This window comes from Paraburkholderia phenoliruptrix (genome assembly GCF_047325075.1).
GTDB lineage: Bacteria > Pseudomonadota > Gammaproteobacteria > Burkholderiales > Burkholderiaceae > Paraburkholderia > Paraburkholderia phenoliruptrix.
The window spans coordinates 367,703-392,443 of the sequence record NZ_CP168530.1; the positions used below are offsets into that span (position 1 = coordinate 367,703).

The window sequence follows — 24,741 nt, forward strand, 5'->3', positions numbered from 1 at the left end:
GCTTAGCTGCCGTATTTGATTTCTAGAAATTCTTTAAAGCTCAGCTGGCCGCTGAGCAGCTCACACGTCATCCGGTTGGCATCCTCGGCCGATAGAAGACCCTCCACGGCAATTACGCAATCTATCTCCAATCGCTCAAGCAAGGCGTTTATCTGGGAGATGATGTGGCTTCTGAAGATGCACTGTGACCTTTCAGCAGTGGCACTGCGATACATGTTGTAGAACTCTGTCGTGCGTTCGGTCGATAAATCGCGGCAATTCCATCCCCACGAGTGAGCAAGCTTATAGCGAAATATGTTGTTTGACCGAGCGTATGCTGTGACGTCGAAGTTACTGGGATTCCCGCCTCGCTGCATATCCATCGAAAGAAAATGCGGGCCAAGGCTGTTGAACTTTCTTAGGCCCGACAGCAAGCGTCTATAGCCGCGTCGACCACCTAGTTCACTGGGGACATCGATGTGCCACATCGCAGAAAGCGGTACCCAACGCAGCGCGGGGCTTTGCCAGAACTTCCGGTCTTCAGGGTTGAGATATTGGACCGCAAAGCCAACGAGCCGGAACAACCTTTTCGTCGTGACCTGGTGAAAAAAAGTTGTCCCGTCATCCCGTGGGATGAGCTCAAACTGTGCTCGCCCCTCCCATGCGATTCCTTTCGCGAGAGTGTCGACGGCAAGGGCCAGTTTGTCTTCGGGCGAACGGCCTTCATGGTCGGACAGGTCATCCAACACTCGAAGCGCCTTTCGCCGCGAATCTTCGGTTCCAGTCAGGTGGACCGAGAATCCTTTCTTTCTGGCGCGGTGAAGTGGCATCGGGTTGGAAATATCTTCAGCGAACATAAAAACGTTCGGAATGATATCCTCTTGGGATTGGCGCAGGCTCGGAAGGAATCTGGCAAGGCGCGGAGACCATTTGGGCCGTGGTTTTCCGGACATCATTTCGCGGTGTCCTCGTCAGACGGTGTGGCGATGTCGTACTGTTCTTCGGCAAGCTCATCCGAGAGGTTGGTCCGTTTCCAGTATTCGTTCAGATTTTCAGCGCCGGGCTTACGGGCCACGTAAAGTCCGACAAAAATGTCGATTCCTTCGTAGTCCAATGCGTGAGTGCGCGACGCAACCGCCTTTACCAAGGGACTCGTGTGTATAGCCTCTGTCTCGTTCGCCATATGCCAGGATTCATTCTCAACCGGCTTACGCGGGAGTTGTTCGAGCTTGTCTTCAACCCGTCGTTGCCACTTCGTTCGTAGGATGTCGCGTGGCTTGGCGCCTAGACCAGATTCAACGAAGTTGACCAACGCGACGATGCCCGCGAGCCTCTTGCCGTCGGCGAGGTGTCTGTCCCATGTAGACCGAACGATGCTCCACATGGCGTTATTCCCATGAAATTCGGACAACAGCAACGCGTAACCGCTAACATCCATCAGGTCGAGTACAGGTGCGGCCGCAATTCTTAGATTCTGTGTTGCCAGCCAGTCCGGACCATCGTTTGAATGCAATTTCCCGAACTGGTTCAGGCATCCAACGAAATATCGGGTAAAAACATCCTGTAGAAGCTCGGTGTCTTCGTCAAGCAAAGCTTCGAGTACAGCCTCGCCGGAGAAGTGTAGGAATTGGCCTGCATAGTCCGGATATGTTGGCGGTCGTTCCAATGCACTTAGCCGCGTCTGAAGACCCGACATCGTCTTGAGAAGCGCAATTTTCATTTCGCCCAGTTTTGCTCGGGTCGACGTAACATCGAACTTGGCCCACGGGAGTTCCGTCAGTTTCCGATTATCGCTCATCTCGGACCAGGTGCGCCCCCAGACAGCAACCTGCTCGTTGAGCTTGTGCCAGTACTCCCATTGCCGACTGAGCGTTGCAGCTGTCATCCAGTGAAGCTCCGCCGCTGAGAATGTGCCTCGCAGTGTCGCGTATGTGTCAGGAAGTTTGCTCGTAAGCACGGCGATATTTTGTACAAAATGCTCCGCTTCAGGCTGTAACGCGAGCTCGCTCAGATACCAAGGAGGCGAGACTTCTTTCCCTTCGACAGCACGCTCAAATGCCAGCCTCGGCGCCAAATACTCAATTTGGCTTAGCACATAGTCTTCAAAGCCGGCCCGGTAGTAGCTGTTCGGGTTTGACCAATCAATGGCTTCTATGCGAGTAAAGATGTCTGCGCGTCGGAATGAGGCATATCTTTCCCGCAACGCAAGGCTTAGGGCGATGGGCATCGAGGCCAGGCCCTCAGCGACGGCAACCTTTTGAACTGTCTCAGCTTGCGCCACCTCCGATTGCTCAATTGCATCGGTAGTACGGGAGCAGGCTTGATGGAAGACATCGAATGCGGAGTCTGCCCATCCCTGCCTAGCTAGGGTAGTGGCATAGTTTTCGATGTGTTGGAGCGCCGTAAGAGCGTTGTCCCATTGTGCGTTTCGAACATTGACGGCCAGGCAGTCCAACAGAACGGTAACTAGGCGCTCTTCAAGCCATTCACGATTGACCTCGGTGTTCGGTGCGATGGTTGTGCCGGTCTCGGTGGCTACAGAAAGCCTCATGTCGTCGGTTCGATACCATTCTCTATGGCGATAGATTTGTTGATACCACCGGCTATCCGTCGGAATCTCGGACTTCTTTGTCCTGTAATAAATGAGAAACTGGGTGGTACGCAGCGAGACTTCGAGGAGTGGCGTTCCGTTGAGATGTGGTTCTGCAAGCAACAGGTCTCGGAGGGTCTCCAGAACCGTGACGGACTTTGCAGCTTGCTTATATGCGTGGTGTTGGAATGACTCGTCTTGCCATTTGAGCCGCCCGACGGTAACCGCACTCATCCAGCGATGCAGCTGCTCAAAAATGTGTATGGAGAATTCTGCAGGGTCGAAGAGATGAAAGACCCGTTGACCAAGCTTCACGAATGCGAAAACGCCAACCCCAGCGGCAATGGTTACGAGTGGAGGTGCAATGTAGATACGGTCAAGATTCGACAACCTCAAACAGATGAGAACGAGACACAGGTAGGTCAAAAACGACAGGAACTGCATGTAGACGTTGCCGAATCTGTCCTGTGCGAGCAAATCGCGTAGGTTGCTCGGCACCTTGGCGTACATCGCGCTTCCGACTGTCGCAATCGCAGCGTAATACAGGCCGATGAACACACCGCCAATACTGCTGATTGCAGCGAGGAAGGTCACATAGTCAGAGTCGTTAGGAACCGAGTAGCCATACTTCGCGAAGAGGCAGCAGAGCCACGGATTGCTAAACTGCAGAACAGACGCAACAACGATGGCCCGAAACCATGGCGCGGCCGTCACTCGGCCGATGCCGATAAGAGACAGGCTGTTCGTTCTGACGTCTTTGAGTGATTGGTTCGCTTTGTAGAGACGGGACGTGAACAGAAAGGTGACCTTTCCGAAAGTCCTGCGAGCGTTCCAGAAGGCCCGGTATTGGGCGAACCTAAGGAAGAGATATGTCTTCATGGCCCGGTCTGTGCGGAGTCCGCCACAAGCGGACCCTCATCGTTTTTGTTCGTCATGTGCTAATTGTGGAGCGCAGAGCGGACGTGTCAAGCGTAGCGATAAGTGACCAACTTTTTTCCAGACACGTCTAACCTGTACTAGCTGACGCCTCAACCGCCATCTATACTAGCCCGCTAACGGGGCCCGGTCCTGGCGAATTCGTTATCAGCCGCTGGCTGCGCATGCTCGGGAGAAATCTTCAGCGTTAGTCTGGGGGCAATCGGGTCATCTCGCTGAGATGCAAGGTCTACCTGGGGCCGGACATTCAACGAGACGCTATGCTGACGATATATCGGCCCGGCGTCGAGAAATATTTAGCGGTTACTATTCATAAGATGCTTACTCCGGTGTCGAGAAATTCCAGAGGAAGGAGAGACGGATTGTTTCGTCTGATTCTGGCGTCCATTTGGTGCCAACGCATTTTTCTTCTTCAAACTCTGAGAATACGAGCGTCGCGAAGTCCTCTAGCGGTACGAGATAGCAAGCGTTAGAAGACATTGGCGCTGCGTGAATCGGCATCTCTCCCAGGTGGCCGACAACGCTCGCCGCATCGTCGACGTGTCGATAGCTGAAGGCAAGCGCATCTGCGGCTTCGCCCGGGCCCTCGCGCAGCTGACGAAGCCATGTTGGTGCGCTTTGAATCGGAACGAGAATAGTTGGGGTGCCGCCCTCCCGTTGAATCCGTTGCCTCTGTCTTGCCAGTTCATCGAGAAAGAGGTCGGCGCTCACGTCAGGTAAGGGAGCAGCATCCTTTACGCGAAGATATTTTACGAGTACGTTCGACGCAATCTGCTCACCGACCGGCTTGTTATACGACTCGATAGAACGGTCATGTTCGCCTTCCAACGGCGGCTCGGTGAATAAGCCTTTCCTTACGTTGATGAAGTTCAGTCTAGAAACGTCATCGGAACGAGGCTTTGTTACAAACGTCGTAGCGACGGACAGCGGAAAGGTCTTGCATTGCCTGTCCAAGACGTAGCGCGAAACTGCGGACGACGCGAGACTCAACCGGTCGTCTGCGATTTGTGCATCCGCGAATATGGCCTGTCGCGCTTCGGAGGCGGCGGTAGATAACTCATTCAGCTCGTTTGTCAACGCAGTTCGTGCAACCTCAGCATCGGTGGCTTTGCCTAGAGCTCGTCTCACTCTTTCTACCAAAGGCAGCCTTGGTGCGAGAGCGGGCGAGTTCAACGCATCGCCGAGAAGTCGAACGAAATGCCGTAACTGCTCAAGCTGGTCCATATCCCGAGACCATTGCGGGACTGCCAACGTTGGAGTGAACACGCCAAATGGTGTGCGGCCTCCCGCGACTGCAAGTAGAAGTTCGATTTGAGTGTTAAGGAGCGACTGCATATCGGCGTCGCCCGAGCCGGAAAATACTCGCCCGCCAAGACGGTCAGGTTCAAGGGTCTCAAACATCGCGCGTACGATTCCGTCGAGTCGACTGGCGTATCGCCTGTCCGCTATTTGTCCTCGTATCAGGTGCAGCCAAACTCGATGAAATTCGGAGATTTGGCTCAGCGCCACGGTGCCGCCTTGAATGTAGCTTCGACCCGTTATTAGCGCAATTACCAATTCGAACGAGAATGCCGACGCGTCGGCTGTGTCTTGTGTCCACGACAGGAGTACAAGCGCACTCAGAAAGCGGATATCCACCCAGTACCGCCGCAGCACTGTCGACGCAAGTGCCACAGCGATTATCGGTTCTTCGTCACCCTCCGGAAGGTTCTCAATGGAAGGACGGACGTCAGACCAAACATCGTCAATGCAGGCAAGCGTGTGAACAGGGAACTCTCCTTCGGGCAGCGGATGACCATCAAACTGGACTTCCTGCGACGCCCACCACTTCAGTAGCGAATCGACCAGATAGAGCGCGGCTACTCGGTCTCCGCGGACGACCGCTCCGGAAAACATCTTAAGCAGGCATCGAAGATATTCCGCGGCGAACCGTAGTTGCTCCGAAAGTACCCGCCAAGCATCGCTTGCATTTCCGAACGACGCGCGAATATCGAGGTAACTGCCGGCTTCCCAACCTTCGATAAAAGTCTTTATGGCGGACTCGTACTGCTTGGACACCGGGAGGGGCAAGACCACAGCATTCGCCGCGCCGCGAGTCGTGAGCCCCCTCTCATCGGCCTTCGATTGCCACCACAAACCGAGTCGATGCGACATCAGGGATGACAAACTGAGCACACATGCGACGATGTCCGGATGCTGACCGCGTATGCGATTGAGCAAGCGGTAAGGGACATAGCAACACCGGTCATAAAATGCAGTTTGTAGATTGTCGTCGGTCACGGCGGCAATGAGAGGTTGCCGGTACGCCCGTACCCATTCGTGGTGGAGGGGCAAACCAACCATCTGATAAGCGTTTCCGAGCAGGGTGGCGTTGTCCTTCGTTCCGTCATTCCTAACAAATGCCCCCGCCAGTATTAACTCGGCATGGAGGTCAACGAGCGCAGATATTGCGTCTGTCGCAGCCTCGAATCGACGCTGCTCGAGCAACGCTAGGACCTCGGTGGCAAGCTCTTCGAAGATGTCTATGGTAGAAGTCGAGGCCTTCCTTTGGCCAAGCACCAGTGAGTGGCGAATAAGCAGTTCCGCGACACGACCTGGTGGCTTGCCACCTCTGACGGTACATAGGGTTTCTTTGCCGCTGAGCAATTCACCAGGGGAAAACGTGAACGAAAGGCATGGCGAACCTACTCGGGAGGCCGGACGGGCCATCACGTTGGGCTCTTTGTGGTTAGCTCCCGTCCAGAGTTTGGCAGCGATTCTAAGTAGACGCAGACGAACGTCGACAATGGCCTTTGAACCTCGAATCGCTAAGGAGACGCAGGGCTCGCCGTCCGGGAATGGAAGATATCGCACGTGGGGCTTGTCGGGATTTTGTTCCTCGCCGTCGGAAGATGCTTCGGTATGGCCTTCCTGAAGAAATATGTTTCCTTCGAGTCGTTGCCGAATATCCGCTGGCAACGCAGTGCTCACCGCATAGCGCGTGAACACCCTCATCCTTGTGCTGTCGTCAAGGTAGTGAACTGTCCGATACAGAAACCACGCGGTTAGCAGGACGTTGAAGAAAAACCAGGCGCAGTCACCGGCGACCCCCATAGCTACCCATTCCGGTGGCGCATAGGGAACAGCTAGATACTCGACACCCATCGTTGTGACCAACGCGAGCGAGCTGATACCGGCAGTAAGCGCGGCGGCGTCGAGCAAATACAACTGCAAGCTAAGCTTCGCAGTGGCTCGGCGCTGGAGCAGCACGGCAACGAATGCAATCACGATTGGGTACACCAGGGCGGCAATCGTCGCTTGAACCGACCACAGCGTGCCGAAATATGCGGCGAACTCTACGTTCTTCCACTCGTACGGGGGAATTATTAGCAAGAGGAATCGCGGAGCGAACCACCAAATAAACGCCACCAGGAGCTTGAACAAGACCAGCGCAGACACACAAACCAACGAGTGCCCCGCTGCGAAGAAGACCAATCGCTCCTTCGTCGGCGCGCCGAACGTTCTGATTACGTTTGGCCTGTCCAGCCACTGACCAACTGTTCGATTTACTCGGCGGGAAAGATTGTCAAACGCGAAGCTAAACATCGACCGCTCCAATTAGCTGAAGACTCAGCGCTTCCGCCAGGTATGTTTGCCTCAACGAACTCGCCACGCTCTTAGGAGGATGTTGCCGACCGCTCAGTGCGCTCCCGCGGACGCGAGAAACCCCCGCCTTCTTGGATACGAGTGCCATCTTGGCAAGCCCAGAAATTCCGTCGTACGTGCGAAGCCAACATCTGCTGATACCACTGCAGGTAGAGGGTTCGCAGTCCAGCGTCGGGAGAATTAGCCAGTTCTGCGAAGCCTATTTTTGGTCGTCGGCGAGTTCGATATCAACGAAGCGCAAGGAGCCTGTCCTTGTCCGCACCGCTCGTACTAAAACCTGTCGATTGACCATCGGTCCAATTACGTCGTCAACTTGCTGCGATACGCCAACAACCTTTTCTTCACCTTGCTCTGGCACGTGAATTTTCAGCCAATCATCGTTAAGGTCGACAGCGCGAAGACTTCCTGAAAGCTCTACCGCTTGCTCGCCAGTGACCGGCTTCGGCAGCTCAGCACGAATCACCTTTGCAATCTTCGTACGGGCGATTGCGTTGATGCGAGGTGCGTCCTCTACTCCCTGTGACTTCAAATCCAGACTATCGAATTCCTTGCCTGTGGGCGTTAGATTTCTCACGAGCTTGCGGAATGTGGTGCGGTAGTCTGCGTCCGGTACCAGGGCCTTGGTCGCATCGCCAGTCTCGTCGGTCGATATGGTTTGGACAATGCTAAGGAACTCGCGCGCGACGTCGGACGCACCCGGATTCTGCTTCTCGAACAGTTCTAATTGAGTACTCGCCTTGATGGCGACAGAAAACTGGAAACTCCCTGGGGCGTCTTGCAACAGCCAAGGTTGGAAAAGCTGGCTGACGTCCTTCGTGGGTGGCCCTTTACGATGCGGGCGCGACGTTGTCCATTCGATGACGCGGTAGAACATCGCCTGAATCGTCTTCACGCGGTCGACAATGAGGTCAAGGGGAGCGGCGCCACGCAGCACTTCGCCGCCCCTGACTGAAACATTGACCATTCCCGGCAAGAAACTGAGGTCGTACTTTTTCTTCTCGCGTTCGTTGTATACGGTTTGAACGAGCTCTTCGAGCTGGAAGCGTGCGAATTCGGCCAACGCGATGTCACTCAACTGGCCATACGCAAGTTGGCACGCTTCTTCAAACTGCCCGGACTTGTATAGAAGTGCTGCCGCGCTGACGGCTGTGATGCTGCGGGTTTTCCCCTTGTCCGGGCCCAACGAGGCTAGGGCCTGCCGCTCAAATTCTGCAGCCTGCGAGAAGAGTCGCCTGGCTCCGTCCTGGTCGCCCGCTCGCAGCGATTCATGCGCTTTCTGAGCAAGGGTTTCACTCTGTCGGTGAAAGGTTAGCCAAGTCATGCGGCTGGTTCGAGTAGGATGAGTTTGGCCCGAAAGCCCACAACAGCGGCAAAAGCCGGAAGGCTGCTTTTGCCCTCGAGAGCCTGCTGACGTTTCTGTTTGAGCCTGTAGCGAACATCCGTTTCTCCGCTGTCTGAGCCGGATACTTCCAGCCGATACGCATCTTCGAGATAGTCCTCAGGGTCACTCCCAGCAGGCATGACATAGTAATCCGCACCGGTTCTCGTCTCGCACCGCGCTACGCCGACCATGTTCTCCAGCTGCTCGACCGCCGCAAGAGCGATTGCATATGCGCCGTCGCGTTTTGCGTCATCAGCGTTGAGATATGAACGTTTCAACAGATTGTCAGTTGGCGTCCAATTAAGTTCGACGACCTGCGCTTCACCGCGGGACTCGAGCTGGAATTCGGTCGGCGACGTGTGGTGGACGTCCAAACGAACCCTAGCGGCATTCGAGCAGCTGTCTAGCTGTGGACGGTCGATTACGTGTCTGCCACCGAGGCTCTCGAACATCAGTTGTAGATTATCTTCCACGACGGCCCCATGTCTCCGTTTTCTTGTCAGGAGAATGTAGCGCGGCATGCGGCGATGGTAAAGAAAATCACGCATAAACGGCAGAAATTCTATGGCGAAGCCTGTTCGGCGCACAAAGCGAAGGTTTCTGCAAAGAAAGCGTCAAGGGGCACGCTAGTCACGGTGTGGGCGCCATTCACGGGCTCGCCAGTCGTCTTCACTACCGTATGAAATAGCGATTGGCTTCGGACCGCAGACGACTGGAGCCGGCAGCGCATAGACCGCGGGAGGGTTACTGTCCCCCGGGTGCGCCCGCGCCCCGCGGAATGCCGATACCTACGCCGAGGTCAATGTGCGCCGAGGCGATGATGGACGGCTGCCATCGCGGCGAGACCGAGCGGAACGCCAACGAGCTTACTATTCAATTTCGGCACTCCCCGCTGCTGCGCAGAGGTGAAACGGGGTGCGAAACTGGTGACACTAGTTTTCCATCGTCGGAGCCTGTGCTGGCAAGCGTCAAAAGCGCCGGTTCCGCCGCGTGTTTCAAATACACTGCCTAGAAGGTGCCAGCCTGAGGGGCCTAGAGGCGAGATGACAGAAACTGCAGAAGTAGAAGCAGCGGAATTGCCGCGGCGTATATCGCGGTGACGAGCCAACTCGAATTCGCGTAGACTGCTTTCATGCCCAGTTGACCATTTCGAAAGGCCCATTGGGTGGACATTCCTACGGCCAGCACTGCTGCAACAGACACGTAGGGATGGTCAGAAACATATCTTGACGCTGTGTGGCCCTGAGCGCCGGCAGATTCATACATCCACGCAAGCGCGCGCACCGATATTCCCAGCCACAATCCGAACGTTGCGGTCGTCACGACAAAATAGAGCAGCGGAATCTTGATGACAGCGAGGTTGAATCTCCGGCAAATTGTGAATGCTCCAAAATGGTAAACCCATCGAATCAGCGCAATACCGTAGATGATGACGGCCGTCGTCACAAAAAATCCCCATGCTCCCATAGTTGTGGCGTGTTTCATGCGCTCGAACGCAGCAATATCTCCAATGTCCACAGTAGCGTGTTGAAAATAGAGCCACGAAAACAACTCCTGCCCCCCCTTCGCCGCCAAGCCGGCCCCGACTAGCGGGGCGCCCCATAGGCCCTTCAATCTCGCGTACAGTGGTCTATTCTCACCGACAAATCCAAGCGGACGCATGTACATCGGGGCAAATGCGATTAACGGATACATCGCCCATTTTGAATGCAGGATGGATGCGAAAATACTGCGAAACGATAACGACATGGCTTGGAGAAGTTGCCCTGTGTGATGGACGCAATATCGCGTCCAGCGATTATGCTATGTGGGGAGTAGCAGCTATTGCATCGAGCGAATCGCGCTAGTCGGAATAACGACCGTCAGATGCCAATCTTTAGAGGCCTATGCATCAAACAGACATCGAAGTATCTGTGCGTCTGGGTTGTCGTAAGGAATTTGAAAAATTTTGTCGCCTTCATCCCGGCTTGATACATGGTATATCGCCTTGCCCATCGTAGCTGCGTCTTGTCCGGAATTGCGCGTACGTCAAACGGAAGAATAGCCCGTCACGATTCGTCAATCGTCTCATCAACGCGTCTTGTACCAACGGTGCGTTGATTACCATGCGTTTTGCTACGCTTGCGAGACCTCTCACCAAGTACGAACGACGAATTGGTAATATGGCGCGGATGCAGTCTATGCGGGGAACTGCAGATTCTCGCATGCGAAGAGACGAGGAAAGCGTCCGCCCCTCTTGCGGTCGTACGGAAAGAATGCCGGTCGCGAAACGACAGGTACCTACGCCAAGCCAAAAACAACACCTACGCTCGCGGTTCAATAGATGGCCACAAACAAAAATCAACACTTCGTGCCGCGCTGCTATCTCCGCGCGTTCACGAAGAACGAAGCGAACGCTACAATCAATCTTTTCAACCTGGACCGGAAGAAACTGATTCAGGACGTGCCCGTCAAGCATCAGTGCTCCGGCTCGTACTTTTACGGTCAAGACGACAAGCTAGAAGAGGCAATCCAAGCCAGCGAAGCCGGCTACGCGCGAATGCTCCGCGAGATTCGCACGCCGGGGTTCAAGCTATACGACGGCGCAAAAGGCGTCCTCAGGCACACTTGGCTACTTCAACATCTGAGAACTGAGGCAGCGTCAATGCGTGCCGTGCAAATGGCGGCCGATACTAACGTCGTTCTAGGAGTCGATGACCCGACATTCCGATTGGGCATTCGGGACGCGGTTCAGGTAGCGATGCACGCCGTTGCTGACCAATTCCACGTCATTGATGACCTCAAGGTGTGCTTGCTTCGCAACCGCACCGTCATTCCTTTCACCACCTCTGATGACCCCGCCGTTGCGACGAACCGGTGGCACCTGGAAGACCGCCGAGCATTGGGTGCGTCCTTTGGACTCCGTTCGAGCGGCCTTGTCGCGATTCTTCCCCTCACGCCCGATATCGCATTCATTGCATATGACGGCGATGTCTATAATGTTCAGCACACCAATGGCTGGACTGACATCAGAAGCACAGGGGACGTACGCGCTTTGAATGAGCATCAGCTCCTCAATTGCTTTGCGAACTTGTTCGTCCACGACCCGGAGCAGGAGGACGAAATCAAGGCACAGTTGGCGGATAGTGCCCGCCGGCGACTCTTTCCGCGACATAGAATCAACTATGCCGTCCTCGACTTCGAGGGCGACACGCACGTTCGCTATCGCGTGGTGGAGCCGAGCGAGGCAACTCGGAAGGGCGACGCAATCCTACATACCCAAACGCTTCATCCGCGTCCAACACGGTGGCCGAGTTTCCTTCGATGGCGGATGCCGGGAAGCGTTTTCTCCAATGGCACGGGTGTTGGCTATATCAGGGCCGAACACGCTAGCACCAGCCATACCTCAACGCCTTTTCGAAAATTGCAGGCTCGATAGGACAAGCGCCACTTCAAAGGCAGCTATCCGTCAACGATAACGCTTGGTACCCGCCCGGCTCAGCGCAGGCCCTACGCAAGTGGCAACTCCTAGTCCCTTTGCTGTTGGTGTCGGAAACAAATTGGGGCCGATGACACACAGGCTGGAAGGAACGGCGCGAAGGCAGATTTGCGACTGCGAGAAGCCGCGGAGCTGCTGGCAAAGGAGTGGCCGCGGGAGTATCCGGCGGGGCGGTGAAGTGGCAGGTGGTAACTCCGAACGTCAGACCGGCGCTGATAGCGCTTGACCAATTCGACCACGTTAAATAGCGGCGAACGTCGATTGCGCGCTTGCAAACGACCATGGAAGTGTCGCTGAGAGCCAGAGTTGAAACCGATGGCAGACCGCTTGTGCCTCAAGCTGACGAGCGCCGCATGAAGGCAGATGTGGCGAAATCACCACACTCCCTCAAGACCAACCCGAGGTGGACAGACGCCAACTAACGCCCGTTTGAAACGCTGCGTATTGCAATCGACATTGCTCGCTCCAAATTCCGTTTAACTGATTGCTGGGTCGCATTGCATACCAGCGAGTTTCACGAAATGTCCGTGTTTAACGACAGCAACAGTATATGTGGTCTGACCAAGACATAAAATAGACGTCGACACCCTGGGAGAGCCAGCCAGGAAAATCCCTCATTACTCGAAACCACGTGTCGTAGGAAATTGGCGTCCCAATTCAACGCAAACGTCTCATATCTATCTAGTATTCCTAATCAATTGAATATTGTTGGAGCCCATCAATGAACCTGATTTCGAAAAAAAATCCGACTAACCGTCGCTATGTCGGTGCATACCCACTCATCGAGACCATTGAAGGAAAGCAGCGCATCACCGTCTTCGACGTCGACGGTCAGATTATGGAAATCCCAAGTATTTGGCTCAACACAGCGGAGCTCAAGGACTCGTCGTTGAGACTGCAAGCAAGGAACATTTGCTACATAGCGAATGCCATGCATGAATGCATGATATTCCCTGAGCTCCCCTTTGACAGGAAGGTCCATCTCCTCAATAGAGCCCACGTCCAAACGTATGTCAACTATGAAATAGCAAGACAGCTCGAAGAGACGACCGTGCATTCGCGCGAGATGACACTCTTCAAGTTACTTGTTTTCATGGACGAGTCCGATGGTTTTCTACATCGCCCACTGAAAGACGGCCCTTATAGGGATACGCGAAAGATTACAAGCGGGAGGTACGGCTACCTACCTAAGGAACTCACAGAGAAGCAGTTGATTTCTCTTTTGAACAGCCTGCATAACGAGTGTGAGCGTGTTCTAGTGCATTTTATCTTCGATACCGGAATCCGAATCGAACAGGCGGAGAAGCTGACCAATGCCTCCCTTCCCGACGAAGTGGCAGCTGCCGGTGGGCATGTCTTGATGAGGCTGGCCGCCAACAAGCAGCGAAAAAACGGCAGGCGAGAGCAGATAACTTTGCTTTCAACACCTGTTCTGGCCCGCGTGCAGCGCTACCACAACAACGATTCGGCATACAGGAAGCGGTATCCCTCTAGGCATGCGTCCGGGAACCTCGTTTTTCTATCGGCGAACGGCCAACCCTGGACGAGACAGAATCTCACAAAGCAAATGCGGGCGGCGGCTTCCCGCGCCGGCTTCAATCTCGAGGAGCCCCGCATGTTCGACCGCGGCAGCGGTAAAAAACGGCGAGTTCAGATAAGTCCTCACGTATTGCGGCATTCGTTTGCGTGCAACGTCTTGCGCTCTACCGATTTGGGTGCGGACTACATGGAGCGACGAGTCCTTGTCCAACAATGCCTGTGCCATAAGTCACTCGAAGCCGGTGACCCGTACGCCACCATGGTTCCGCGGCAACTCGCAGAATCAAAGGACAACACGTTCAGCAAGTACGAACAAGCTAAACGAATTGACTTGGCCACGTTCAAGGCACCGCGCAAGCATCTTGAACGCCGTGGACATTACGCGATATGAAAATACAGACGCACATCGAACGGCACCTTCCTGAGCCCAGAGCTGACGAGCCCTTCGCTCAGCTTGACTATCTAATTTCTCGCATGTTCCGAAGCGCCGGGAGAGACAAGAAAAGGAAGCTGGGCTACGCGTCAAAGCACTACAGGCAATTCGTCGCCGCCACGCTTGGTGCTCAGCATCCCCTCGACATTGTCGTTGACTGGCACGAAGACGCGCTTGCTGATTTCCAGCGTTGGATTGAATTCTGTAATCCGACCGGTAAGGATGGCTCCCTTTCACCCCACTCGGTTCGTCAGCTCGTGAGCGGCATGAAAGTGGTTATGGACTACGCCTATGCGAACAGCTACATCGATGTTCCCGTTTATGCTCTCTCTCGTCCACCCGGAAAACGCACGACATTCTTGCGGTCGTCGTATTCCGACAAGGAGCTCCGGGTTGTGCTGGAGGCTCTGCAGCCCGCCATCCAGTGGTCGTTGAAGCTCAGCGAAGGCTACCAAGTTACGGGCAGAGGCGCTGCCCCGTTCGGTAAGGCGTCAACCTTCCACAAGCAGGAAGACCTCTTGTGGTATTGGCGGAATGTTGTGAACAATCCTTCGGTCACTCGACGACAGGTTGAGCGGGCCCACCACTACTTCTATCAATCGGTCACGAAAGCCTTCGGAACTTGGGTCCAGTTTCTCGAGACCGCAGCCGCGCAGGAGCAGACGTCAGTTACCCTGTCGATTCATGGTGCGCAGGGTGAAGACCCACGCATGAAGCCCATGGACTTCTCCGACCCCGACAGCATGGTCTGGTACTTTGAGAACGTCATGCAGTGCAAGCCTCTTCCAAGCACAGAGCTAAGCCGCGAGTGCTCTCCGTTGGCCGACGCAGTTAGAGCGAGGTACGGCGACGTAGAGTCCTGGTATCGCTCGATGGGGACCACTCTTTACATAGACCACGACATCGTGACTCCCCTTCTTTACAAGCTGGCCAGCGAGACCGGCCTGAACGCGGAGTGTCTGCTCAACCTGACGCGGGATTGCTTCGTTAAGGACGACGCACTGACTGGGCAAAACTACATCGTTTATTGGAAATCACGGTCGACTGGGGAAAAGCGTCTTGTAGTCACCCTTCTTGACGACGATGATGCGATTGAAGTCTCTGATGACAAAGACGCACCGGTCAAATGTGTCCGACCGCTGAATATCAAGCAAAGCATCGTAGTCGAGAGGACGGTCCAAAAAATTCTCGCTCTTACCGCGCCCTTGGTCGAGAGAGCCCCAGTAGAGGCGCGAAACTTCTTGTTTTTGTACGAGCCTCGCGGCGGAGGTCAGCTCGGGACGGTTGCACCACTTACCGCCGGCGGCGTTTCCAAATGGAGTCGTAAGTTCTTCTTCAATGGAGAAAAGCGCGATATCAGGGACCCTACTGGAGTTGTAAATATCAGTCGATTTCGACCCACTCTCGTCACGGAAATGGTCAAGAGGGGATTCGACATCTTCGATTTGTCCGTACTGCTTGGACACCGCTCCGTACTCACAACAGCCATCTACCTGGACAAGCACGGGCTCGAGCCCCAGTTTGAGCGCGAGATGAGGTATCAGCTAGACCAGATTCGGAAGAACCACCAGGACGTACAAACGGGAGCGGCCCAAGAGCCCAATTCGTCCGCAACCATTCGTGTTTATCCAACCAGCGGCCTCTGCGGATGCCGCGACCCTTTCAATCCACCGGAGCGCATCAGGCGTGCCACGAACTTCGAGGAAGGAAAAGCGTGCGGATACTACAGCATGTGCCTGACATGCAAGCACGTAGTTATTACTGAGCAGTTTATCCCACGCCTCTTCAAGCATCTGTACGTATTGGAACTGGAATTGGACAAGGGTCTCGGGAGCGAGCCCTTACGTGACCAGTTGTATCAAAGACAGATTTCCGTGCTTCGGCAGGTGCTCGCCCCAGATTTCCTCTTCTCTCCGGACACACTGAAACGTGCCGACGAACAGTCAAAATACTTCGTAGACGAGCTTCACGATGACTTCCTCTATCATTAGCCTGCCCGCAGTGGTTTCACCCGCCACAAGTGATTCAAATCGGTACCAACCAGTCAAGAGGATAGCGCCGACCACGGCCGTTTCACCTGCTAGCATCTTCTCCGACGACTGCTGGTCATATTACGACGACAGTCTACGAAACTCTCTTGATTATCGCTGTGAAGTGGAGATTCACTGGAGCGATTATCGAGACGTCATGAGAGAGAGTCTCATAACGGAATTTAAGGTGCTGACATACGTCTGCATAAACAGGCATTTTGTTCTCTACTCAAAGCGAGGAGTGAAACCGAAGACTGTCGTAGCCGAAGTGAAGCGTTTGATAAGCGCAATGACTAGGTATTTGAATCTCAGGCACATCGGCTACTTTTCAGATGTCACAGCATCCGAATGGAGGTCAATGATTGCCTCCGTCAAATCGCGCACTATCGTCAAAGCAATTTTGAAGAAGTTGGCCCATCCGGCTGTCGCCGATTACCTTCCCGGTGGCCAGCCTTCGCTCCGCCTGGAACACGTTCGGGCGCTACGTCAAGGGAGCTCCGACACAAACGCTACTGTCGGTCTCCCGTCAGAACTATTCGGCATGCTGTCCCAAGTCTCACAGCGAACCGTTTTGGTCTTTCTAAATCTCATCGACTGCCCAGCGCGCTCCCCGGATTGCGCACAACTGCTGCCGGTTAGCGAGGCCATGGCAAACAAGGGAAAACTTTCGGGCGCGTTCAATGAGTACAAAGACTACGCCTCGAAAGTATCAGCGAAGAAGCTAAGCCATGAGAGGCGAAAGCAGTTTAAGAAACGGTTTGAGGCGGAGTTCGGCCTCACGCTACATCTCTTTGTCGTCTATCTCAGGCTTGTTCACAGTGCCGCACTTAGCTTTGTCGCCCTGTACACTGGCATGCGAGCCTCTGAACTTAGACTTCTGCGCAAAAAGGCGCTGTTCTCGAAGGATGGACACTCCTATATAAGGACTACCGTTTCGAAGCATCGGCCACTCGCAAATGCTGTCGATTGTGACCGTTGGGTGGCGACGGATGCACTCGTCGATGCGATGAAGTGCTTGCAACTGTTGTCGGCAATCGACGGCTCGTCGTTCCTCGCTCGACAACCGACAATGCAGCCCGCGTCAGGCTCAATACAGGCACAAAGACCACCGAGCCTTATAGCAATCACGAAAGGCATCCAGGAATATTTCCGCGCCGTTGTTCGTACAGGCCGCTACGCCTCATGGAGGTTAACCCCTCAGCAGTTCCGCGAGGGATTAGCCGAGCAGATGGCGCGCATGCACGTAAAGATGCCGTACGCGTCTATGCAGCTGAAACATCTGGCTGTGTCCTCTCAACGTGCGTTGCGCGGGCTTCCTGCTGACATCACCATGCGATACGGTAACTATCCGCGAACCTTGTTGTCGACCGTTGTTGGCGTCGACGCCGTCGCCCGTATCAAGACAGAGCAGGCGAGAAGTCTCTTTGGTGCGCAACGCGCATTCGCCGGAGGGGGAGCGCAATTACATCGCGAGAAAGTGGAGGCGTACTTTGCCGGCATCGGACTTGAAGGAAAGGAGCGAGATGACTTTATCGCAAAGATTGCTCCGCATGTGTCAGTGTATGCCTCAGGCATCGGATTCTGTTCTTTAAATTTGTTGAGCGAACGTGTCTCGAGCGCTCCGCCATGCTTGGGCGACTTGCAGTGTAATCCGTTCGACTGTTCCAACTCGGTTGTACCTGCATACAACCGCCCTGCAATCAAACTTCGCCTGGAGAAATGTGACGAGGCGATGGCATCGGGTGACGTCGTCGATAAGGAAAGGCTGCAACGACTGCGCAACGCTTACCTCAGCATGCTGGAACAATTGGACGAGGCATGAACAGCGGACTCGAGGAATACAAAGACACTGAGTATGAACGACTCACCGCTGCGCTGAAGGCTGCTTTGCTTCAGATTCGCTCCGACCCGCACTTAGCGGCGACGGTCGCACAGGTGTCGCGTATGGCTCATTGCTCGCGACAGGTGCTTTACAGCCCCGGCCGCAGGTGGGTCGTCACACGTGTCACGCGAATAGCCCTTTCCCGAACGCTTCGCGGCAAGAAGCTAAGCCAAAGCGACAACGGGGCTAGCGTCAAAGACGATGATAGCTTTGAGAAAACATTGCAGAACATGAGGCAAGAAAATGCCAAGCTCTTTCACGAAAAGCTCTTGTTGAAAAAGGAACTCGAAACTATCCGTGACGAGAACCAACAATTGGGACGTGACCTGAAATCTTCCGAACAGCAGTTGTATGCGCTGAGACAGGAACTTAGGCAGATGGTCAGCAACAACGTTGTCCGTCGAAAACGATGAACGGCGAGATTCAGGGTCGTTTCAAAGCACGGCCACCACCTGGGCATTAGCTTGACACTTTTGGCTGTCAAGTGAAGCCACGGGACCGCGCGCGCCACTAGCCGGCATTGGTTTGACACGACTTAGGTTGCTAAAATACGGCGTAGCCCGCGAGCACCGCCTCGACGCCGCGCATGATCTCCTTCATTTCCTGCGATTTGCCGACGAAACCGTGCACGCCCGAACGCATGGCGCGCGGCGCGAACGTAGCCGGGTCGTGCCCCGACAGCACCATCACGCGAATCGGCGGATGCACGAGCTTCAGGCGCGGGATGACATCGAGCCCGCTAATCCGCGGAATGTCGAGGTCGAGTATCGCAAGGTCGGGCTTGTACTGGCGAGCCATCTCCACTGCGGTCTGGCCGTTGTCCGCCTCGACCACTTCTTCGACGCTAAGCAATTGCATCAGCTGCAATCTGACAATCATCCGGAACGCTGGGTGGTCGTCGATAATCAGAATGGTTGACATGTGTTGCATTTCTCCTGGAAAAACTTCCATTTCCGGTTGAGACCGTGGGTGCGCTTCTCGCGGCTGGCTGGCGACATGCGGGTAGCGAGACGCGCCTGCGCTTGCAGGGTCGGCGGGTTCTCTTGTGCGCTGCAACAGCGCCTCAGGAGGCGGCGACAAGCTCGATCTCCACGCGGCGATTGGGCGCGAGGCATTGCACCAGTTCATCGCGTCGGCTTTGCCGGCACTCGGCAACGGGGTTGGCACTGGCGAGCCCGCGAACGGCAATGGGCGATGTGACGCCGCGAGCGCGCAGATAGCGCGCCACTGTTTGCGCGCGTTGGAGCGACAGGCCCTGGTTATGAGCGTTCTCGCCAAGACGGTCGGTGTAGCCGGTGATTCTGATTTCGCGCAGCGCGGTGACCGTGGTCAGGCGCCGCGCCACTGCATCCAGCGCGCGCCTGCCGGCGGGCAGCATGGCTGCGTCGTTGCCGCCGTCGAAACGGAATAGCGAGTCGGCGCGCAAGGTGACGGCTTGCGGCGTGGTCAGCTGTGGGGCGGCGGCCGCCGGTTTGCATTGCAACGCGCTTTCAGCCGATTTACGCAAGTTGTCCTGAACGTCTGACAGCCGCTTTTCGGCATGGGCGAAGCTGCGCAGCCACGCATCGTGGCCAGCCTGCATAAGCTGGACTTCGGCACACGCGAGCGGCAGTTGCGCCTCGCGACAGGACGTGATGGCCGGGTCGGACTTAATGGTATTGACGATCTTCCACAGATCGGGGCGCACCACGGAGACCGTGCGCAGAGCGGGGTTGGCAGCGGAAGGCGACACGCCGCTTTCGAGGCCGGTTGCAATCACGGCCGCCTGACCGATTGCCTCCTCGACGAAACCCCAATGATCGCCGGCCTGCCGTGCGTCTTTCGCGGCGTCGACCCAGCATTGCGCCTTTGCACGGAAGTAGCCGTTCTGTTCTGCGGGCAAGCGATCCAGCCGCGCCTGCAACGACGCGAGCGCCGCGCCGCTGTTGGCCACGGGCGCGTAGGCGTTGATCCATTGAGGATTGACGGCGCCGGCCGCCTCGTCTTGCGAGGCGCCCATGCCGGATCTGAGCAGCGTCGAGTCTTCAATACCGAGCCGTGCGCGCGCGGCGTGGTCCGCGCAGGCCATCAGTGTCAGCGCGCACACAAGCACGGTGAGCGGGGTTTTCATGAGATGTCTGCGTCTCGCGCATCTTTTTATCGAGGGATAAAAGTATGACGAGGCACAGAAGCCCGCGGAATGGGATGAATCTTAGAACGATGTCACGAGTTGTCGATTATCACGCTGCGTCAATGAAGTTCGTGATATTGCGCGTGTCGACGCATGCTTAAGCCCTGACGGCGCGCGCCGCATTGCGGCCACGAAGCCATTCCAGCGCCAGTAGCAGACACGTCGAGAAAACAATCAGGATCGTCGCCAGCGCCGCAATGGTCGGGCTGATGTTTTCGCGAATGCCGGTGAACATCTGGCGCGGCAGCGTGGTCTGGTCGGCCCCCGCCAGGAAAAGCGTCACGACGACTTCATCGAACGAGGTCGCAAAGGCGAACAGCGCGCCCGAGATCACCCCCGGCGCGATAACCGGCAGCGTGATGCGGAAGAACGTCGTCACCGGATTCGCGCCCAGCGACAAACTGGCGCGCACGAGGTTGTAGTTGAAACCCTGCAAGGTCGCGGCCACGGTCGTCACGACAAACGGCACGCCCAGCGACGCATGCGCGAGAATCAGCCCGACATACGTATTGGCTAGTCCGAGCGGCGCGAAGAACAGATACATGCCGACGCCGACCACGACAACGGGGACGATCATCGGCGAAATCAGAATCGCCATGAGGAGACCCTTGCCCCGAAAGTTGGCCTTGGTGAGGCCGATCGCGGCCAGCGTGCCCAACACGGTGGCGACCACCGTCGCGGACGGCGCGACGATGAAGCTATTCTTAGCCGCCATCCGCCACTCATCAGACGCAATCAGATTCTGATACCAGCGCAAAGACCAGCCAGGAATCGGATACACGAGAAAAGTGCTCGACGAGAACGACAGCGGCACGATCGCCAGCACGGGCAGGATCAGATACAGCAGCGTGAGCACGGCGAGCGCGCGCAGCGCGAAGTACCACACGCGCTCCACGAGAGACGTGTGCGGCGCAAAGAGGGGCTTGGCAAGTTTCATGTCGGCAGACTCCGTTCAGCCGAGGCTCAGCGACGAACGCGTGAAGCGTCCGTAAATCACATACAGCACGAGCGTGGCGGCCAGCAGCAGGGCGCCCAGCGCGCAAGCCATGCCCCAGTTGATTGTCACGTTGGTGAAGTATGCGACGTAGTAGCTGACCATCTGGTCGTTCGGGCCGCCGAGCAACGCGGGCGTGATGTAGTAGCCGATCGCCAGAATGAACACCAGCAACGCGCCGGCGCCGATGCCCGGGTAAGTCTGCGGCACGTACACGCGCCAGAACGCGGCAAATGGATGGCTGCCGAGCGAAACCGCTGCGCGCTGATAGGTGGGCGGAATCGACTTCATCACGCTGTACAGCGGCAGAATCATGAACGGCAGCAGGATGTGCGTCATCGAAATGTAGACGCCGGTGCGGTTAAAGAGCAGCGCGAGCGGATCGTGCAGCAGGCCGCTGCCGATCAGCGCCTTGTTCACGAGGCCTTCGCTTTGCAAGATCACGATCCATGCGGCGACGCGCACGAGGATCGACGTCCAGAACGGAATCAGCACGAGAATCATCACCAGATTCGCGCGACGTTCGGACAACGTAGAAATCCAGTAAGCAAGCGGGTAGCCGAGCAGCAGCGCGAACAACGTGACGGCCGCGCCGATCACGAAGGTGCGGCTGAACACGGCGAGATAGATCTGCTGGTCGGGATCGGTCGGAATGATGTGGCCGAACGCGTCCTGCTTGTGATCGAGCGAAGCGAGCAGATAGAACGGCGAATAGGCGCTGCCGTTTTTGGCGATGGCTTGCCAGTACGCAATGTCATTCCAGCGTTCGTCGAGTTCGGCGAATTTCGCGTGGATCTGCGCGGGCGTCAGTTGCAGCGGCTTGCTGTTGTCGTCGACGAAAGGCATGGCGCGCGCCGACTTGGCGACGAGCGACCGATAACCGGGAATTTCCACGTTGAGACGGCGCGCGAGCGCACCCATGCCGTCGCTGTCGGCGATGGCGGTCAGGTCGGTGGCCAACGCGGCGTAGGCGGCATCGGGCGGCGGCGACTTGCGGTCCCACGCGCTCAAAGCGCTCAAGGTATGCGGCAGCGCGCTCACCACCTCGGGGTTTTGCGCGGCGCGTGTGAGCAACGCGCCGATGGGCACGACGAAGATGAGCAGCAGAAAAATCGCCAGCGGCGCGATCAGCAGGAGCGCCATGGCGCGCTTTCTGGCTTCCGCGGCCTTCAGTTCGCGCTTGAGCCGGCCGGATGATTCCGGCGTGGAATCGGCGGCGATCGTCATCGTAGTCACACCCTTTCTCCTTGTCGATCCGGAGTTCGCGCTTCAGCGCGTTACTCCGGTCCCATGCAAAGCTGTCGATGGGAGTTAGCGCTTTAGCGCTTACTCCCATCCCATGCAAAGCTGTCGACCAGAGTTAGCGCTTCTAGCGCGTTACCCCAGCCCAAACCCCTACTTCGAAGCCCACGACGAAAACCGCTGTTCCAGCTCGTCGCCATGGTCGGTCCAGAACGACAGGTTCTGCAGCACCGCATTCTTGCCATTGGCCGGCGAGTTCGGCAGATTCGCCAGCGTCTTCGCGTCGAGCGCCTTGATCGCCGCCACATTCACCGGGCCATATGCAATGTGATGCGCATAATCCTGCTGCGGCTTCGACGAAAGCGTATAAGCGATGTACTTCTCAGCCAGCGCCTTGTTCGGCGAGCCCTTCGGAATCGCCCAATAATCGAGGTCATAAATACTGCCGTTCCATACGACCTTCAGGTTCTTGCCTTCCTTTTGCGCGGCGTCGATGCGGCCGTTATAAGCCGTCGACATCACCACGTCGCCCGCCACGAGGAACTGCGGCGGCTGGGCGCCCGCTTCCCACCACTGGATGTTCGGCTTCAGCTCGTCGAGCTTCTTGAACGCGCGGTCCTGGCCCTCCTTCGTCGCCAGCACCTTGTAGACGTCCTTCGGCGCAACGCCGTCAGCCATCAGCGCGAACTCGAGGTTGTAGCGCGCGCCCTTGCGCATCGCACGCTTGCCCGGAATCTTCTTGACGTCCCAGAAATCGGCCCAGCCGGACGGCGCGGTTTTCAGCTTGTCGGCGTTATAGGCAAGCGCCGTCGACCACACGAAAAAGCCCACGCCGCAAGTTTGCGGCGCCTCGGGAATCAGGTCCGACTTCTTGGCGATCTTCGACCAGTCGAGCTTTTCATACAGCCCTTCGTCGCAGCCACGGCCAATATCGCCCGACTCCACTTCCACCACGTCCCAGTTGACATGCTTGGCCTCGACCATCGCCTTGACCTTGGCCTGCTCGCCGTTGTACTCGACCGCCGTCACCTTGTTGCCGGTTTGCTGCTCGAACGGCTGGTTGAAGGCTGCCTTTTGCGCGTCCCCGTTGGCGCCGCCGAAGTTGACGACCGTCAGTTCGGCTGCATTGACCTGCGCCGCGCCCAGCGCGAGCGCCACGGCACCGACAGCGATGGCGCAGCGCGATTTCCCGATCTTGCTCATGGTGTGTTGCTCTCCTTGGTGGTGGTTTCAAGCATCCGTCATGCGAGTTGTTATGTGCTGCTTACTGCTCCGGCCCCTGCAATCATGCGCGCGTTTTGCGCCATTACGCCCCCGCGAATACCCGCAGATGCTCGGGCGCGAACTCGAGCGCCACCGGCGCGCCAGGTGCGAACGATTCGAGCGCGTCGGTGCCGAGCGGCACCTTGACGAAGCACTCGTCCTGCTGCGGCAAACCGCAGCGCATGCGCACGTGATCGCCGAAATAGATAAGCCCGCGCGCTTCGCCGGCCAGTGCATTGGCGCCCGGCCGTGCCGCGCCGTTGCCGTTGACGCCCGTCGCGAGCTTCATGCGCTCCGGCCGGATGCAGGCAATGGCCGGTGTTCCCGCCCGCGCGCCGCCGATGTTGCGGCCGGTCAGCCGCGTGCCGTCGGCCAGATGAAACTCGCAATACTCGCCGTTCACGTTCGCGATCGTGCCGCGCAGCTTGTTGCTGTCGCCAATGAAGTTCGCCACGAACTCGTTGCAAGGCGATTCGTACAGACTGTCCACGGTATCGAGCTGCTGCACGATGCCCTTGTCGAACACGGCAACGCGGTCGGACATGGTCAGCGCCTCGCCCTGATCGTGCGTGACGTAGACAAAGGTCACGCCGAGCTTCTCGTGCAGCGACTTCAGTTCGTACTGCATGTGTTCGCGCAACTGCTTGTCGAGCGCGCCGAGCGGCTCGTCCATCAACACGAGCTTCGGCTCGAACACGAGCGCCCGTGCGAGCGCAATGCGCTGCTGCTGGCCGCCCGACAGCTGCGCCGGATAACGCTTCGCGAAGCTCTCCATGCGCACCATCTTCAATGCGTTGTGGGTGCGGTGCGCGCGCTCTTCGGCGGAGACCTTGCGCACCGTCAGCGGATAGGCGACGTTCTGCTCGACCGTGAGATGCGGGAACAGCGCGTAGTTCTGAAACACCATGCCGATGTTGCGCTTATGCGGCGGCACGGTGTTGAGCAGCGTGCCGTCGAGCCAGATCTCGCCGCCGGTGGGAAATTCGAAACCGGCCAGCATCATCAGGCAGGTGGTTTTGCCGGAACCCGACGGCCCGAGCAGCGTCAGGAATTCGCCCTGATAGATGTCCAGATCCAGTTGCTTGACGACCAGCGTTTCGCCGTCGTACGTCTTGCGCACGCCTCGAAAGCTGACGATCACTTCATCCGTTTTCATCGCCGTAGTCTCCTCTGCGGTCG

Annotated in this window: 16 protein-coding genes and 1 pseudogene; 5 read left to right on the plus strand and 12 right to left on the minus strand. The window is 56.7% G+C overall.

The annotated features are described in order from the left end of the window. Nucleotides 1-2: 2 nt before the first annotated feature. The 6 genes from ACEN8U_RS01660 to ACEN8U_RS01685 all read right to left on the minus strand — a co-directional run bounded on the left by ACEN8U_RS01660 (nt 3) and on the right by ACEN8U_RS01685 (nt 10,280). The gene (locus ACEN8U_RS01660) at nt 3-935 is read right to left on the minus strand and encodes a hypothetical protein (RefSeq protein ID WP_310111348.1); all 933 of its coding nucleotides are present in this window, start codon (nt 933-935) and stop codon (nt 3-5) included. Continuing rightward, nucleotides 932-3,448 carry a hypothetical protein gene (locus ACEN8U_RS01665; protein ID WP_310111347.1) on the minus strand — a complete coding sequence of 839 codons (2,517 nt, stop codon included), beginning with the start codon at nt 3,446-3,448 and terminating at the stop codon, nt 932-934. Before ACEN8U_RS01665 ends, ACEN8U_RS01660 begins: the two co-directional genes overlap by 4 nt. Nucleotides 3,449-3,826: 378 nt before the next feature. Further along, nucleotides 3,827-7,090: a hypothetical protein gene (locus ACEN8U_RS01670; RefSeq protein ID WP_310111344.1), complete on the minus strand. Its 3,264-nt coding sequence runs from the start codon at nt 7,088-7,090 to the stop codon at nt 3,827-3,829. Nucleotides 7,091-7,349: 259 nt separating this feature from the next. After that, nucleotides 7,350-8,471, minus strand: a complete 1,122-nt coding sequence (locus ACEN8U_RS01675) for a hypothetical protein (protein ID WP_310111342.1) — start codon at nt 8,469-8,471, stop codon at nt 7,350-7,352. Beyond that, nucleotides 8,468-9,004: a hypothetical protein gene (locus ACEN8U_RS01680; RefSeq protein ID WP_310111340.1), complete on the minus strand. Its 537-nt coding sequence runs from the start codon at nt 9,002-9,004 to the stop codon at nt 8,468-8,470. Before ACEN8U_RS01680 ends, ACEN8U_RS01675 begins: the two co-directional genes overlap by 4 nt. A gap of 559 nt (nt 9,005-9,563) precedes the next feature. Then, entirely contained in the window at nt 9,564-10,280 is a 717-nt protein-coding gene (locus tag ACEN8U_RS01685) for a hypothetical protein (RefSeq protein WP_310111337.1), read from the minus strand. Between the two features lie 574 nt (nt 10,281-10,854). Between ACEN8U_RS01685 and ACEN8U_RS01690 the strand changes: the two genes are divergently transcribed. From ACEN8U_RS01690 to ACEN8U_RS01710, 5 genes are all read left to right on the plus strand, one after another. Beyond that, nucleotides 10,855-11,949, plus strand: a complete 1,095-nt coding sequence (locus ACEN8U_RS01690; RefSeq protein WP_310111335.1) for a DUF4238 domain-containing protein — start codon at nt 10,855-10,857, stop codon at nt 11,947-11,949. A 781-nt stretch (nt 11,950-12,730) separates the two neighbouring features. Continuing rightward, nucleotides 12,731-13,939 (plus strand): tyrosine-type recombinase/integrase, encoded by a 1,209-nt coding sequence (locus ACEN8U_RS01695; RefSeq protein ID WP_310111331.1) that lies wholly within the window; start codon nt 12,731-12,733, stop codon nt 13,937-13,939. Continuing rightward, nucleotides 13,936-15,972: a hypothetical protein gene (locus ACEN8U_RS01700; RefSeq protein ID WP_310111329.1), complete on the plus strand. Its 2,037-nt coding sequence runs from the start codon at nt 13,936-13,938 to the stop codon at nt 15,970-15,972. The genes ACEN8U_RS01695 and ACEN8U_RS01700 overlap by 4 nt, the downstream gene beginning before the upstream one ends. Before the next feature lie 397 nt (nt 15,973-16,369). Then, a complete protein-coding gene (locus ACEN8U_RS01705) occupies nt 16,370-17,833 on the plus strand; it encodes a hypothetical protein (protein ID WP_310111326.1) in 1,464 nt (487 codons plus the stop codon). Then, nucleotides 17,830-18,306, plus strand: coding sequence for a hypothetical protein (locus ACEN8U_RS01710; protein WP_310111325.1), 477 nt, complete (start codon nt 17,830-17,832; stop codon nt 18,304-18,306). The genes ACEN8U_RS01705 and ACEN8U_RS01710 overlap by 4 nt, the downstream gene beginning before the upstream one ends. 133 nt (nt 18,307-18,439) lie before the next feature. On the opposite strand, the pseudogene ACEN8U_RS01715 reads toward ACEN8U_RS01710, so the two are convergent. The 6 genes and pseudogenes from ACEN8U_RS01715 to ACEN8U_RS01740 all read right to left on the minus strand — a co-directional run. Next, nucleotides 18,440-18,814, minus strand: a pseudogene (locus tag ACEN8U_RS01715) (response regulator transcription factor); the annotation flags it as partial. Between the two features lie 142 nt (nt 18,815-18,956). Continuing rightward, the gene (locus ACEN8U_RS01720) at nt 18,957-20,003 is read right to left on the minus strand and encodes an OmpA family protein (protein ID WP_310111324.1); all 1,047 of its coding nucleotides are present in this window, start codon (nt 20,001-20,003) and stop codon (nt 18,957-18,959) included. A 157-nt stretch (nt 20,004-20,160) separates the two neighbouring features. Next, nucleotides 20,161-21,000 (minus strand): ABC transporter permease, encoded by an 840-nt coding sequence (locus ACEN8U_RS01725; protein WP_310111323.1) that lies wholly within the window; start codon nt 20,998-21,000, stop codon nt 20,161-20,163. A gap of 15 nt (nt 21,001-21,015) precedes the next feature. Next, the gene (locus ACEN8U_RS01730) at nt 21,016-22,293 is read right to left on the minus strand and encodes an ABC transporter permease (protein ID WP_310111322.1); all 1,278 of its coding nucleotides are present in this window, start codon (nt 22,291-22,293) and stop codon (nt 21,016-21,018) included. A gap of 159 nt (nt 22,294-22,452) precedes the next feature. After that, the gene (locus ACEN8U_RS01735) at nt 22,453-23,502 is read right to left on the minus strand and encodes an ABC transporter substrate-binding protein (RefSeq protein ID WP_035484555.1); all 1,050 of its coding nucleotides are present in this window, start codon (nt 23,500-23,502) and stop codon (nt 22,453-22,455) included. A 103-nt stretch (nt 23,503-23,605) separates the two neighbouring features. After that, nucleotides 23,606-24,718, minus strand: coding sequence for an ABC transporter ATP-binding protein (locus ACEN8U_RS01740; protein WP_310111321.1), 1,113 nt, complete (start codon nt 24,716-24,718; stop codon nt 23,606-23,608). Nucleotides 24,719-24,741 lie beyond the last annotated feature (23 nt).